The organism is Haloarcula halobia (assembly GCF_029338255.1).
Taxonomy (GTDB): Archaea; Halobacteriota; Halobacteria; order Halobacteriales; family Haloarculaceae; genus Haloarcula; species Haloarcula halobia.
In genome coordinates, this window is the sequence record NZ_CP119787.1 from 1,575,554 (window position 1) to 1,589,316 (window position 13,763).

14 protein-coding genes and 1 pseudogene are annotated in these 13,763 nt (G+C 67.0%); 8 read left to right on the forward strand and 7 right to left on the reverse strand.

Features of this window, described 5'->3' with window-relative positions:
- The 4 genes from P1K88_RS08380 (at position 1) to P1K88_RS08395 (ending at position 2,304) form a co-directional block, all read left to right on the forward strand.
- Positions 1 to 804, forward strand: a complete 804-nt coding sequence (locus tag P1K88_RS08380) for a cytochrome b (protein WP_276414007.1) — start codon at positions 1 to 3, stop codon at positions 802 to 804.
- 4 nt (positions 805 to 808) lie between these two features.
- Positions 809 to 1,576: a cytochrome b family protein gene (locus P1K88_RS08385; protein ID WP_276414008.1), complete on the forward strand. Its 768-nt coding sequence runs from the start codon at positions 809 to 811 to the stop codon at positions 1,574 to 1,576.
- A gap of 157 nt (positions 1,577 to 1,733) precedes the next feature.
- Positions 1,734 to 2,042, forward strand: a complete 309-nt coding sequence (locus P1K88_RS08390; protein WP_276414009.1) for a DUF7315 family membrane protein — start codon at positions 1,734 to 1,736, stop codon at positions 2,040 to 2,042.
- Positions 2,035 to 2,304, forward strand: a complete 270-nt coding sequence (locus P1K88_RS08395) for a DUF7314 family protein (RefSeq protein ID WP_276414010.1) — start codon at positions 2,035 to 2,037, stop codon at positions 2,302 to 2,304. The genes P1K88_RS08390 and P1K88_RS08395 overlap by 8 nt, the downstream gene beginning before the upstream one ends.
- A 387-nt stretch (positions 2,305 to 2,691) precedes the next feature.
- On the opposite strand, the gene P1K88_RS08400 is transcribed toward P1K88_RS08395, so the two are convergent.
- The 3 genes from P1K88_RS08400 to P1K88_RS08410 form a co-directional block, all read right to left on the reverse strand.
- Positions 2,692 to 3,153, reverse strand: coding sequence for a DUF7313 family protein (locus P1K88_RS08400; RefSeq protein ID WP_276414011.1), 462 nt, complete (start codon positions 3,151 to 3,153; stop codon positions 2,692 to 2,694).
- Positions 3,154 to 3,203: 50 nt separating this feature from the next.
- Positions 3,204 to 3,929, reverse strand: coding sequence for an NAD(+)/NADH kinase (locus tag P1K88_RS08405; protein WP_276414012.1), 726 nt, complete (start codon positions 3,927 to 3,929; stop codon positions 3,204 to 3,206).
- Between the two features lie 67 nt (positions 3,930 to 3,996).
- Complete coding sequence (locus P1K88_RS08410; RefSeq protein ID WP_276414013.1) at positions 3,997 to 5,229, reverse strand: digeranylgeranylglycerophospholipid reductase; 1,233 nt, start codon at positions 5,227 to 5,229, stop codon at positions 3,997 to 3,999.
- A 110-nt stretch (positions 5,230 to 5,339) separates the two neighbouring features.
- Here P1K88_RS08410 and P1K88_RS08415 point away from each other — a divergent pair, with 110 nt between their 5' ends.
- Entirely contained in the window at positions 5,340 to 6,506 is a 1,167-nt protein-coding gene (locus P1K88_RS08415; protein WP_276414014.1) for a hypothetical protein, read from the forward strand.
- Positions 6,507 to 6,512: 6 nt separating this feature from the next.
- Here P1K88_RS08415 and P1K88_RS08420 read toward each other — a convergent pair whose 3' ends face one another.
- The 3 genes from P1K88_RS08420 to P1K88_RS08430 form a co-directional block, all read right to left on the reverse strand.
- A complete protein-coding gene (locus P1K88_RS08420; RefSeq protein ID WP_276414015.1) occupies positions 6,513 to 7,883 on the reverse strand; it encodes a cryptochrome/photolyase family protein in 1,371 nt (456 codons plus the stop codon).
- A 165-nt stretch (positions 7,884 to 8,048) separates the two neighbouring features.
- Complete coding sequence (locus tag P1K88_RS08425) at positions 8,049 to 8,912, reverse strand: 2-oxoacid:ferredoxin oxidoreductase subunit beta (protein ID WP_276414016.1); 864 nt, start codon at positions 8,910 to 8,912, stop codon at positions 8,049 to 8,051.
- Complete coding sequence (locus P1K88_RS08430; RefSeq protein WP_276414017.1) at positions 8,909 to 10,681, reverse strand: 2-oxoacid:acceptor oxidoreductase subunit alpha; 1,773 nt, start codon at positions 10,679 to 10,681, stop codon at positions 8,909 to 8,911. The genes P1K88_RS08425 and P1K88_RS08430 overlap by 4 nt, the downstream gene beginning before the upstream one ends.
- A 141-nt stretch (positions 10,682 to 10,822) precedes the next feature.
- Between P1K88_RS08430 and P1K88_RS08435 the strand changes: the two genes are divergently transcribed.
- On the forward strand, positions 10,823 to 11,458 hold the full coding sequence (locus tag P1K88_RS08435) for an FAD-dependent oxidoreductase (RefSeq protein ID WP_276414018.1): 636 nt from the start codon (positions 10,823 to 10,825) through the stop codon (positions 11,456 to 11,458).
- A gap of 135 nt (positions 11,459 to 11,593) precedes the next feature.
- Here P1K88_RS08435 and P1K88_RS18430 read toward each other — a convergent pair.
- Positions 11,594 to 11,704: pseudogene (locus P1K88_RS18430) on the reverse strand (FAD-binding protein); the annotation flags it as partial.
- Positions 11,705 to 11,848: 144 nt separating this feature from the next.
- Between P1K88_RS18430 and pan1 the strand changes: the two are divergent.
- Positions 11,849 to 13,063, forward strand: a complete 1,215-nt coding sequence (gene pan1 / locus P1K88_RS08450) for a proteasome-activating nucleotidase Pan1 (RefSeq protein WP_276414019.1) — start codon at positions 11,849 to 11,851, stop codon at positions 13,061 to 13,063.
- 63 nt (positions 13,064 to 13,126) lie between these two features.
- A complete protein-coding gene (locus P1K88_RS08455; protein WP_276414020.1) occupies positions 13,127 to 13,759 on the forward strand; it encodes a DUF420 domain-containing protein in 633 nt (210 codons plus the stop codon).
- Positions 13,760 to 13,763: the final 4 nt, after the last annotated feature.

Consider the following 13,763-nt stretch of genomic DNA (forward strand, 5'->3'; position numbering starts at 1 on the left):
ATGAGTCTCGAACGCAAAGACGACCACGACCACAAAGGCTGGATGGAATCGCGTGAGCTGACACCGATAGAGACGGTGTACCTCACGGCGCTGATCTGGCTCGACAAGCGGCTGCGCATCGTTGACTACCTCGAGATCCTCGAGGACCTCTACTACAAGGTCAACATGCAGATGCCAAAGAGCCACACCGAACAGTACAACCTCGACAACAAGTTCTGGTACTGGTACCCGCTGTACGCGCTGGGGTCGTTCTCGACGCTCGCGTACATCGTCGCTGCCATCTCCGGTGCCCTGCTGGGCTTTTACTACGCGCCGGCCGCGGCGGCCGCCGACGGCTCGCCGACGGTCGCGTACGACTCCGTGATGCTCATCATGGGCCAGTTGAACCTCGGGTTCTTCCTGCGCTCGGTCCACCGCTGGTCCGCGCAGGTGATGGTCGCGGCCGTGTTCCTGCACATGCTGCGGGTCTACTTCACGGGCGCGTACAAGGAACCGCGGGAACTCAACTGGATCATCGGCATCGTCCTCATCTCGCTGACCCTGGTCTTCGGGTACACGGGCTACCTGCTCCCCTGGAGCCAGCTGTCGTTCTGGGCCGGCCAGATCGGCGTCGAGATGTCGCTGTCGATCCCACTCATCGGCGAGTGGGTCGCCCAGCTGATGTTCGGTGGCTTCACGCTGAGCCAGTCGACGCTCGTGCGGATGTACATCCTGCACGTGTTCGTCCTGCCGTTCGTCACGACGGCGGTCATCGCCGTGCACATCGGCATCGTCTGGATGCAGGGCATCGCGGAACCACACTGATACAATGAGCGACAACGACACCAACGACGACGTTCGCACAGACGGCGGCGGTACCGGCATCGTCCCGCCGGACGACGAGACCCCGACGTGGTCCGAACGCAAGCAGCGGACCCAGGGACTCTCCCGGCTGACCTACGAGTACTTCGAGCGGTCCCGCCGCGAGGACCAGGACCTCCGCCAGGAGTCCGACTACGTCGAGCGCGACGTGCTGGCGTTCCCGGCTTGGCCCCACGAGATGATCCGCAACCTCGCGCTGTCGGCCTTCTTCGTCGGCATGATCCTGTTCGTCTCCGCGGCGCTCCCGCCGGAGATGCCGAACCCGGCCAACTCCAGCGTCACGCCGGCCATCATCCTGCCCGACTGGTACCTCTACTGGTCCTTTGGCCTGCTGAAACTCGGCCCGCTGAACCCCGATCTGAGCATCCTGGGCGGGCAGAAGCTGATGGCCGACCGGACCTACGGCGTGCTCGCCAACGTGGTTGTCGTCGGCTTCGTCGCCATCGTCCCCTTCCTCAACAAGGGGTCGGCCCGGCGCCCCGTCGAGCAGCCGTTCTGGGCCGCCGTCGGGATGTCCGGCGTCATCTTCAGCCTGACCATCGCCGCGCTGTCCATCAAGAACCTCATTCCGATGGACTCCCACCTGCTGTTCGACCTGACCTTCCTCCTGCCCGTCGTCAGCGCCACCATCACCTACGCGGTGCTGAAGACGATGCGCGAGGGGTACATGTTTGACCTCAACCGGCGGTACTACCGCTTGCGCCCACCGAAGTAGACCCTCGGTTCGAGACTCCTCCTGTTTTTCGTCGGTACATCTTTCGACGTTCTTCGAACCTCGGTTTCGGCTGGCAGCGTCTCTCAGGCGACGACCGGTCGGTCTCCGAGAGCGGCGTCTCGCCGCAGTAAAGTAGGTCGCGCCCCTAGCCGCGGTGATGACCGAGGACGACTCGAAGCCGACGGCGGACCGACGTGACGTCGTCGTCCCGTTGCGCGTGTACAAGACTGTCACCGTGTTCTCGACGCTCTTTGCCGTCCTCTGTGTGGTCGGGGGGTTCATCCTCGTCGACACGGCGACCCAGCGCGCGTCGGTCCCGGCCTCGGAGATCGACGTGCCCGTCGCCATCGCGGGGCTGGGACTCATCCTCGCCGGAGCCGTGGTCTATGCCTTCTCGACGCGCTTTCGGACCGAGGAAATGGGAAAGTCTAAAGACGACGCTACCGAAGAATCAGGTAATGGCTGACGAATTCATCAAGGGGTTCGGTATCCTCATGGTCGGCGGGCTCGCCTGGATGACCTTCGCGGGCTGGTACCGCACGCCGAGCTTCGAGGAGGCACAGCTCACCGGTGAGGTCACCATCGAGAACCCGACCGTCTTCGACCAGATCGGACTCGTCCTGATGGACGCGTTCTTCTGGTTCGCCATCATCGGCGCGCTGACGTTCTGGGTGATCATCCCGCTCATCGGCGAAGCCCGCGAGTATCTCGACGAGCGCTCGGCCTGATTCTCCGTTCGCCGTCCACGCAGGGGGCTGTGACCCCGCCGCCCTCGCCACGACGTTCTCCCGAGTAGCCGACGGCACGTACACGTGACGTGCGTGTCGGGTGGCGTCGCGGCGCCGGTCCGAAACGGACAGCGTCCCCGGGGCAGGTTTGGACGCCCGTCGGTGCGAGAGGGCAGACAGCACCGTCGTCGGGCGTTGTCTGCGGGCCACGCGGGTGGGGAATCGGCCTCGCTACGCGGTAGCCGGTACCGTCTCGGTGGTACCGTAGTCACGCCCCGACGACGATCTGAGACACGTTCGAGAGTCACCCGCCCGTCGGAGGCCGGCCGGTCGACAGCAGTCCGGTCGTGGATGCTTCGGTCGGGAAAAGACCTCGTCCGTGTCGCGTCAGACGATGGCGTTCCAGGGCGAGGCGATTATCCAGAAGAGGCTCTGGAAGCCGGCATAGAGGAGGACGAGCATCGAGGCGACGATAGACCCTTTCGGCCGTTCGAGGGGAATGTCGCGGCGTGCCTCGACCTTGCGGGACTCGAACTCGAAGAAGTCCGTGATGACAGCACCGAGGACGAGTACCGACATCACCATCCCGCCGTGGTGGGCCAGCGTCATGTAGTAAAACGAGGCGACGACCAGCTGCACGTTCGTCCCCACGTGGAGGGGCATGCGTGTGATGGCGTCCACACCGCCCTCGCTGTACTGCTTGACGTGTTGTCGGTGGGCCAGCTGCCGGGTCAGCAGGTTCGCGACCACCAGGACCATGATGACGTACTCGATGACGAGGACGCCGCCGGGGCCCGTGCTCCCGAAGATGGTGTCCAGCGGCCCGAAGAGCGTGACTGATGGCTGCATACGAGACACTGTGTTCGGTCCCCATTAGTGTCTTTCCAATTCTCGCCCGCTCAGTCGAAGCGCGACCGGCTCGCGTCGACGACGGCGGCCCGCCAGGTCCCGTCCCTGGCGAGTGTCACCGATCTGGCGTAGTCGACCGCCCCCGCCTCCGCTCCATCGACGAACAGCGAGACGGTGGCCTCGTCACGGTCGACGGTCACCGTGACGGTCTCGGCGGGGAGCACCCAGTGGTCGGGGTTCGTCGCGAACGGAGCGATTGGGGCCACGACGCTGACGGGTGCGGGTTCGACCACCGGCCCACCGATGCGCCGCGCGTAGCCGGGCGACCCCGCCGGCGTCGCGACGGCGACGCCGTCGGCCCTGAAGGTCCCGACGTGGTCCGTCGGGCTGGCGACGGTGTACTCGGAGATGTGGGCCGCGTCCGCCGTGACGAGAATCGCGTCCCGGACGGCCGTCCCGACCGGCTCCTCGTCGAGCGTGACCGACAGGAGCGGGTGGCGTTCGACCCGGGCCGACCCGAGCGAGCGGACCGCGTCCGGGACCGCTTCGCGGGACACCGACCGGACGCCCCGTCCGGCCGCGACCGGCAGGATCAGCGGGTCGTGGTCGGCCCGCGCGGCGGCGGTCACGGCGGCCTCGCCGACGGCGACGACGCCCTCCGTCGACGGGACTGCGCCGGTCGTCTCCGTCTCGACCGGCACGCCGGCCGACTCGAGGCGCGCCGCCACGTCGCCGTCGCCGACGACCCCGACGGTGTCGCTCGGGTTCGCGGTCATCACTGGAGGATCCGACCGACCGGCAAAAAGCCTGCCGCACTGCCCCCACAGCGGGCGCTCTGTCGCCTCAGTTCAGGAACCGATTCCGTGCGTACTCGAACAGCGTCGGGAGGTCGTCGAGGTGCAAGAGCTGTGCCATCGCGAGCTTGTCGCCCCGGTTGGCCCGCTGGAGGACGTCGTCGTCGCGTGCACGGAGGTCCGCCATCAGGCGGTCGTAGCGCTCGTTGGGGACGAGATAGAGCAGCTCGGTCAGCGTCAGGCGCGCCCGCGCCCGCGGGGCCACGTCCCGGTGCCAGAGGTCCTGGTAGACCGAGAGGTGCTCGGCCGAGGTGTCGCGCCCGTCCGGGGTGAGCGCCGAATCGACGGTGATGGCGGCCGCGCGGGCGGACTTCATGCCCGTGTGGATACCCTCACCCCAGAGCGGGTCGATACTGGGGACGGTGTCCCCGATGGCCAGGAAGCCGTCCGTGTACATCTGTCCCGGCGACTGGATGTGGGCCGACCCGCGGTGCTGTTTGCCCTCGATGCGTTCGGCGTCTTCGAAGCGCGGATCCGTCTCGAGCCAGTACTCCAGGTAGTCGTCGATGCCCATCCCCTCCGTGGCGTACTGCTGGTGGGAGTCGTTCTGGATGTAACAGAGGCCGACCTTGGCCGTGTCCGCGCCGGTGTGGAAGAGCCAGGAGTAGCCGCCCGGCGCCAGGTCGTGGTCGAGGCGGAGCATCATCGCGTCGGTGAGGTCCGCGTAGTCGTCGTGGTCGACGTCGACGCCCTCGAACTCCCACTCGACGCCGATGGCCTGGTGGTCACGAGCGAGGTCGGTGACGCCGAGTTTCTTCGCCAGCGGTGCCGCCGGCCCGGTCGCGTCGATGACGACGTCGGCGTACACTTCCTCGTCGCCGTCGTAGCGGACGCCGACGATTTCGCCGTCCTCCATGATGGGCGCCGAGACCCGTGAGTCGAAGCGGTAGGTCGCGCCGTTCTCCCGACCCTCCCGGACGAGAAAGCGCTTGAAGTCTGCGAACTCCAGCACCGCGCCGGTCTGTTCGCGGACGTAGTGGTCGTTGGGCGACTCGAGGACGACGCTGTCGGTGTAATTCATGACGACGTCGTCGGGGATACCGAAGGACGCCATCATGGAGGGGAACGTGCCTGCGGTCGACTTGTTGCTCTGACGCGGGAACTGGGCTTCCGGTTCCGTCTCGAGGACGAGGACGTCGTAGCCCCGCTCTGCTATGTCGCGGGCACACTGGGCTCCGGCAGGCCCGGCCCCGGCTATCACCACGTCAAAGCGGTCGCGCATAGTCCAACGTGCCTCCTGTGCGTAATCAGTCTTGCTGAATGCACCGACGGGGCTCTCGAAAGCGTAAAGGAGCCCCCAGTCACAGCACCGCCAACGCGGAGATTCGACAGATGGTCCTGCAAACTGCGGCGGGCGTCCTCGCGAACCGGCGGCGAGTACCGACAGCCCTGCGAGCGGTTCTGGGGTACTACGCCGACACCGGCGTCTTCGACTACGCGAGCCTCTCGCTGAAGTCCGAGATAGACGACCGGACGGAACGGATGGTCGCAGACGTGAACGCACGCGTCGAGGACGCGCTGGCCGACGAGTTCGGCCACCCCGTCGACTTCGAGTACGACACCAAGCTCATCCTGCCGGCCCAGCTCACGCTGGGGTACGTCTACCGGGCGGCCCGCCGGGCGGCCGACGGCGACCCGGTTCGAGAGCCAATCGCCGACGGCGTCCCGCCGGTCGACGAGACGGCACTCGAACGGGGGCCGGACCAGGACCTCTCGCCCCGCGAGATGGTCGTCCGGGCCGAACAGATGACCCGTCTCTCTATCGAGGCACTCGTCGACGGCGACATGCGCGACGCCATCAACGACGACGAGTTCGAGGACTTCGAGGTGGACTTCGACGCCGACGAAGCCGACCGGCGACGGGTCGCCGAGGTCGCCCAGGCGGCCCTGCAGGACCACCTCGAGGGTCTGCTCGAGGAGATGCCGCCGGTCGTCGCTGAGGCCTACCAGTGGGCCGTCGACTACAGCGAGGCCCACCAGGACCGCGACGAGCACTTCCGGGACCTGATGGCCGACGCGGAGGCCGGCGACGAGGCGGCACTTGCCGCCATCCGCGAGGAGTACAAGTTCGCCGACTTCGACGAGGAACCGCCGACGTTCGGCGAGCGCGAGATGGGGCTGCCATACAGCAAGACCCAGTACGCACGCGTGGGGGTCATCTACGACGGCATGCTGGATCTCTATCGTCTGGCCGGCCTCGACGTCGACGAGACGTTCGCGAAGGCCATCGTCCTGGCCATCGTCGGCGCGCAGGTGTGGCTCGACGACGTCGACGACTACGCCGACGACCGGGCGAACGGCCAGCTGACGCCGGTCACCGCCGAGTACCTGCTCGCGCCCGACGACGAGGCCGCCTACCGGCACGTCGTCGACATCACCGAGCAGTACCTCGACCTCGCGGAATCGTATGCCACCGCGGCCGACTCGCCGCTGACCGGCATCGCCGCCGAGTACATCTACCGCTCCGGCGACCCGCTGGTGCTCCCCGGCTCGTTCTGAGGTGCCCTACCGCTTGCCCAGTGCCGTCTCGAAGACGCGCTGTGCCCGCTCGTAGGCCACGTTCCGGTCGACGATAGGGTGGGGGTACTCCGGGGCCAGGCGCTCGCGCTCGGCGTCCGAGAGGTTCGGCCACTCGACGATCGTCTCGGCGTCGACCCCCCGGAGTTCGGGGACGTACGCCGTCACGTAATCGGCACCGGCGTCGTACTTCGCCATCTGTGCGACGGGGTCGAAGATGCGCACGTCGACGGAGTCGGTCCCCGTCGAGGCGGTCCACTGCCAGTTCGCCGCGTTGTTCGCGGGGTCGTAGTCGACCAGCTGCTCGGCGAAGTAGCGCTCGCCGATTCGCCAGTCGGTCAGCAGATGCTTCGTGAGAAACGAGGCGACGTTCTGCCGGGGCCGGTTGTGGACGTAGCCTTCCTCGTGCAGCTGGCGCATTCCGGCGTCGACCAGCGGGTAACCCGTCTCGCCCGTCTTCCATGCCGCGACGTGCTCGGGGTCGTTCGCCCACGGGATGGCGTTCGGGAACGACCTGTAGTTGTCCGTCGGGAGCGTCGGGTTGTGATACAGCAGGTGGTAGTTCCCCTCGCGCCAGGACAGCTCGTACCGGAACTTCTGGACGTTGCGCTCCGGATCTCCGTCGACGGCGCGGTACCGGTCGGTGGCGTCGGCCCACACCTCGCGGACGCCGAGCATCCCCGTCGCCAGGTACGGCGAGAGGCGCGACACCGCGCCGACGGGGCGCGCGACGGCCGCCGCCATGTCGTCGCGCGTGTCGGCGTACGTCTCGATGCCGTCGGCGAGGAACCGGTCGTAGCGCTCCCTGGCGGCGTCGTAGCCCGCCGCCGGCAGGTCGACGTCGGCCTCGGTTGCCGGCGGCGCCTCGTCGTCCGCCACCGCCTCCAGCGCCCCGTCGGCGGGGTCGTCCGCGGGCGGCATTTTCTCCCGGGTCTGCCAGTCCTCGAAGAACCGACTGTGGTTCCGGTAGCGCTCCGCGAGCGTGCCAGGGTCGACGAGGACGCGGTCGACGACCGACCGGGTCGGCACTGCCTCGTCGACTCGCCGCTGTCGCTCACGTCGCTCGGGGTGGTAGTGTTCGTTGTAGTAGACGCAGTCGGCGCCGTACTCATCGAGGACGTCCGCGAGGACGTCGGCGGCCGGGCCGGTCCGCACCAGGAGGTCGCTCCCTCGCTCGCGGTAGGCCTGTTTCAGCGCCCGGACGCCGTCGAAGACGAACGCCCGCTGTCGTGTGCCGACCCGGTCCAGGACGTCGGTGTCGACGACGAAGACCGGGAGAACCCGGTCCTCGCTCGCCGCGCGTACCAGGCCCCGGTTGTCCGGAACGCGGAGGTCGCGCTGGTGCCAGAAGACGTGCATACTCCATACAGGGAACCGCGCGGTATGGGTTCGTCCCCAACTCTGTTGTGTGTGCCAGGTGTGAACGCGGACCGCTTCGCCCCCTGGGTTGCCGAAAGCACGACCGTCCCGCGAGCGACCCAAGTGGGTCCCGCTCGGTTCGAACCCGGGGCAGAAACGGGTGAGCTAGTAGAACTCGCGGACCAGGTCCATCGCGCCCTCGGGGGCGCCGTCGGGGACGTCGTTCATCGGGGCCTCGATGCCCTCGCGTTCCTCGAAGGGTACGGAGGAGTCGTCCTGGTAGAGGACGCCCATGTACTCCTTGTCGGACTCCAGGATCTTGTCCTTGGCCTGGTCGCGGTTGCTCGGGTCGTGGTCGGTGTCGGCCAGGTCCACGATGGAGTCCCGGAAGTAGTCGTAGGTGTCGACGTCGTTGAACGTGACACAGGGCGAGTAGACGTTGACGAAGCCAAAGCCGTCGTGCTCGATGGCCTGCTTGACGATCTCGGCGTGGCGCTGGGCGTTCGAGGAGAACGACTGGGCGATGAACGTCGCGCCGGACGCCAGCGCGAGCGCCTTCGGATTGACCGGCGGCTGGCCGGGGCCATCCGGCGTCGTCGCCGTCTCGAAGTCCTCCCGGGAGGTCGGCGAGGCCTGCCCCTTCGTCAGGCCGTAGATTCGGTTGTCCATGACGACGTAGGACATGTCGACGTTGCGCCGGACGGCGTGGATGAAGTGGCCCGCACCGATGGAGTAGCCGTCGCCGTCGCCGCCGGCGACCATCACTTCCAGTTCGGGGTTGGCCATCTTCACGCCGATGCCGACCGGGAGCGCGCGGCCGTGGACGCCGTGCAGGGCGTAGCTGTGCATGTAGGTCCCGATCTTCCCGGAACAGCCGATGCCGGCGACCACGAACGTGTTGTCGGGGTCGTTGCCGGTCTCGGCCAGGGCTTTCATCATGCCGTTCATGGTCCCGAAGTCGCCACACCCGGGACACCAGGTCGGTTGCTTGTCGGACTTGAAGTCTGTGAATCGGACGTCTGAGCTCATTGTGTGGCCTCCTGTGTGCCGGCTTCGCCGGCGAGTTGCTGCTTGATCTCCTCCGCGAGTTCGTCGGCCTTGAATCGCACGCCGTCGTACTTGTTGATGCGGTCGACCCGCTGGAGGACGTCGTGTTCGACGACGTCGGCGAACTGGCCGGTGGCGTTACACTCGACGACGATGACGTCCTCGGCCGCCTGGACCTCGTCGGTCAGGTCAGGGCGTGGGAAGATGTAGGGCACGGAGATGAATCGAATGTCGTACCCCTCGTCGTCGAGGAGGTCGAGCCCCTCGCGGAGCGCGCCTTCGTTGGAGCCCCACGAGATGACCAGCGTGTCTGCGTCGGGATCGCCGAACTCGCGGTAGTCGAAGTCCTCCTGCTCGCGGGCGGTCTCGACTTTCTGCTGGCGCTTGTCGACCTGCTCGATGCGGACCTCCTGGTCCTCGGTTCGCCGGCCGAGTTCGTCGTGTTCGAGGCCGGTGGTCATGTGTGCCCCGTCTGTCGTCCCGGGGAAGGCCCGCGGGGAGATGCCGTCGGCGGCCGCGAAGTGCGCCTGGAAGCGCCCCTTCTCGTCCAGCCAGGCGTCGACCTCCTCCTCGTCGACGACCTTCCCGCGGTCGATCTCGACCTCGTCCATGTCGAACGTCTCGGGTGGGAACGTCTGTTCGGTGACCGCGAGCGCGAGGTCCGAGACCAGGAAGACCGGCGTCTGGTACTTCTCCGCGAGGTTGAACGCCTCGACGGTCTTCCAGAAGCACTCGGAGATGGTCGTCGGCGCGACGACGAAGCGCGGTATCTCGCCGTGGCCGCCGTACAGCGTCAGGTTCAGGTCGCCCTGTTCCTGCTTGGTCGGCATCCCCGTCGAGGGGCCCGAGCGCATCACGTCACAGATGACCAGCGGCGTCTCGCTGGTCGCGACCAGGCCGAACGTCTCGGTCATCAGGTCGATGCCCGGGCCGGAGGTGGCCGTCATCGAGCGCGCGCCAGCGCGGGCCGCGCCAAGCGCCATGTTGATGGCCGCGAGTTCGTCTTCGGCCTGGACGACCTTCCCGCCGAACTGGTCGATGCGGCCGGTCAGATACTCCATGACGTCCGTCGCCGGCGTGATCGGGTAGCCAGAGTAGAACTTGCAGCCGGCGGCCAGCGCGCCCATCCCGATTGCCTCGTCGCCGTTCAGCAGCACGTAGTCGGCGTCGGTACACTCGAGGTCGAAGCCGAAGTCGTGGTCGTACTCCTCGCGGACGTACTCCTGGCCCTTGCGGGCGGCCGTCTTGTTGTTCTCGACGATGGCCTCGCCCTTGTCCCCGAAGCGCTTCTCGAGGCTCTCGTCTAGGTTCTCGATGGGGAAGTTCGTCACCTCGCAGGCCGCGCCCAGCGCGACGACGTTGAGCATGATGGCGCCGCCCGCGTCCTCCGCCAGGCGCTTGAGCGGGACTTCGAGTGCCGTCGCGTCGCCGGGCACCTCGACGTCCTGCATGGTCGAGCGCTCGCCGTCGTAGATGATGACCGAGTCGTCGTGCAGCTCGTCCTCGTTCTCGTGGATGGTGCGCTCGGTCAGCGCGATGAGGATGTCGAGGCGGTCGACTACGCTCTCGACGCGGTCGACCGACGTGCGGACCTTGTAGGCGGTGTAGCCGCCTCGAATCCGCGAGGCGAAGTCCTTCGACGTGAAGACGTGTCGACCGGCCCGGGAGAGTGCTTGCGCAAAAATCTTCCCCGTGGAGTCGATACCATCGCCGGCTTCCCCGCCGATGGCCCAATTGAGGTCGTCTGGCATATATCTCAGGGGTAGCCTGCGGGGTGGGAAAAGGCTTCTGTGTGTGCCCGCCCGCGCGTAGACTCGAATGTGAAACAATTTCCCCGACAGCCGGCAGAATCGACCGAAACCCCCTTGGCGAGTCCCTGCCACCACCTCGGCATGGACGAACGTTCACTCACGGTCGCCGCCGTCCGGTCCGTCGGCCCCGACAGCGTCGCCATCGACATCGAGACGCCGCCCGAGTTCGAGGCCCAGCCGGGCCAGTTCGTCAAGCTCACCCTCGCCGTCGACGGCGAGGACCACGCCCGGTTCTACACCATCTCCTCGCCGGACGTCGACGACGAGTTCGAGATAACCGTCGGCATCGACCCCGAGGGGGCGGTCGCGCCCCACCTGGCGAACCTCGAGGCCGGCGACGAGGTACGCATCGAGGGTCCCTTCGGCTCGGACTACTACGAGGGCGAGGCGCGGGCTGTGATTCTCGCCGGCGGGCCCGGCGTCGGCCCGGCCGTCGGCATCGCCGAGCGCGCCCTGCAGGACGGCAACGAGGCCGCCGTCGTCTACCGCGACAGCGACCCGATTCACGTCGAGCGCCTCGAGGCGCTCGCGACGGCCGGGGCAGAGGTCCGGGTGCTGGCGGCCGAGGAGGACCTGACCGACGCCGTCGCGGCGGCCGTCGCCGACGGGGGGCAGGTCTTCGTCTACGGCTTCGCGGACTTCCTCGACGCGGCCACGGCGGCCATGGAGGCCGCCGGCGTGGACACGGAGGACATCAAGGTCGAGAACTTCGGCTAGTCGCCGGCGCCGTCGTCGACGAGGCTCGGGTGCATCGTCGGTTCGCCCGGCATCGGTTCCTCGAAGTACCGCTGCATCACCTCGAGTGACTCCTGTTCGCGCCGCTCGCGCTCGGCCTCGTCGATCTCCTCACACCCCGGCGGAGACGATTCGCGTCGAGACGCCGGCCCGGGCGGTGAATATCGCCGCCGAGAGTCCGGCGACGCCGCCACCGACCACGATGACCGATGCAGGTTCGTCCGTCATACCCGTCGGTAGCAAATCGGCTGACAGAAGTCTGCCGATTTCGGCCTGCGTCGTCGCTCGCGTGCACTCTGGCGTCCGGCCGCGGGCGGTCGAACATGGCACTACCCGAAGCCTCATAACGGTCCATCTACTAAGGGGGGTGTAATGACCGACACCGTCGATGAGGTGGACTTACCATACGACGACGACGCCTCTCAACAGAAGAAGATAGAGGCGCTGCAGGAGCGACTCGAGGTCTTAGAGTCGCAAAACGAGGACATGCGGGACAAGCTGCTCGACGCGAACGCCGAGAACAACAAGTACCAGCAGAAGCTCGAACGACTGACCCACGAGAACAAGAAACTCAAGCAGTCGCCGCTGTTCGTGGCGACGGTTCAGGAGGTCGGGGACGACGGTGTCATTATCAAGCAACACGGGAACAACCAGGAGGCAGTCACGGAGGTCACCGACGAGATGCGGGAGACCCTCCAGCCCGACGACCGGGTTGCGGTCAACAACTCCCTCTCTATCGTCAAGCAACTCGACAGCGAGACCGACGTCCGCGCTCGCGTGATGCAGGTCGACCAGTCGCCCGACGTCACGTTCGCCGACATCGGTGGCATCGAAGACCAGATGGCCGAGGTCCGCGAGACCGTCGAGATGCCGCTGACGAGCCCGGAGATGTTCGAGGACGTGGGCATCGACCCGCCGAGCGGCGTCCTGCTGCACGGCCCGCCCGGCACCGGGAAGACGTTGCTGGCGAAGGCCGTCGCCAACGAGACGGACGCGACGTTCATCAAGATGGCCGGGTCGGAACTCGTCCACAAGTTCATCGGCGAGGGCTCGAAGCTCGTCCGCGACCTCTTCGAACTCGCCCGCCAGGAGGAACCGGCGGTCGTCTTCATCGACGAGATCGACGCCATCGCCGCCAAGCGGACCGACTCGAAGACCTCCGGGGACGCCGAGGTCCAGCGGACGATGATGCAGCTGCTCTCGGAGATGGACGGCTTCGACGACCGCGGCGAGATCCGCCTCATCGCGGCCACCAACCGCTTCGACATGCTCGACCGCGCCATCCTGCGGCCGGGCCGGTTCGACCGCCTCATCGAGGTGCCCAAGCCCGACGCCGAGGGCCGCACCCAGATCTTCCAGATCCACACCCGCAAGATGAACGTCGCCGACGACGTCGACTTCGAGGAACTGGCCGAGGAAGTCGAGAACGCGTCGGGCGCCGACGTGAAGGCCATCTGCACCGAGGCCGGGATGTTCGCCATCCGCGACGACCGGACCGAGGTCACGATGGACGACTTCCGGGACGCCTGGGAGAAGATCCAGCAGGAGGAGGCCGAAGACGATGACGTCTCCCGGACGTTCGCCTGACCCGGTCCCGGTTTCCCCGATTCGTTCCAGAACACAGAAACCCGTCCGTTCCTGAGAGTGCATATGGCCGTCGCAGAGAAACTCCAGTCGCGCGTGCGCGCCTCGCCGCGGCGCGTCACCGCCCTCATCTCGCTCGTCGGATACGCGCTGGTCTTTGCTACGTTCGGCGGCGTACTGCCCTTTCCGGACATCAGCGACCAGACAGTCATCCTCCTGAGCGACGCCATCGCCGTCGTCAACGCCACCGCGCTGACGGCTATCGTCGCCGGAGTGTATTTCATCAAGACGGACCAGATCCGCAGACACCGGGCCGCGATGCTGACTGCCTTCGTCCTCATCCTCGCCTTCCTCGTGATGTACCTCCTGAAGGTCGGCGGGGGGTTCGAGAAGGAGATCCTCGCCGACGGGTTCGTCTGGACGGCCTACATCGTGATGCTGGCCGTCCACGTCGTCCTGTCCGCGATTTCCGTCCCCGTGGTGGTCCACGCCGTCGTCCTCGGCCTGACCCACTCGGTGTCGGATCTGCGCGAGTCCGCCCACGCCCGCGTCGGCCGCATCGCCGTCGCCGCCTGGGGCCTGAGCCTCTTTCTCGGACTGGTGACCTACGTGATGCTCAACCACATCTACGGGTGGGTGCCGAGGGGGACAGAGGCGGCGCTCCTGCTCGCGGTCGTCGGCCCGTCGATTCGTCGCTGAGTGC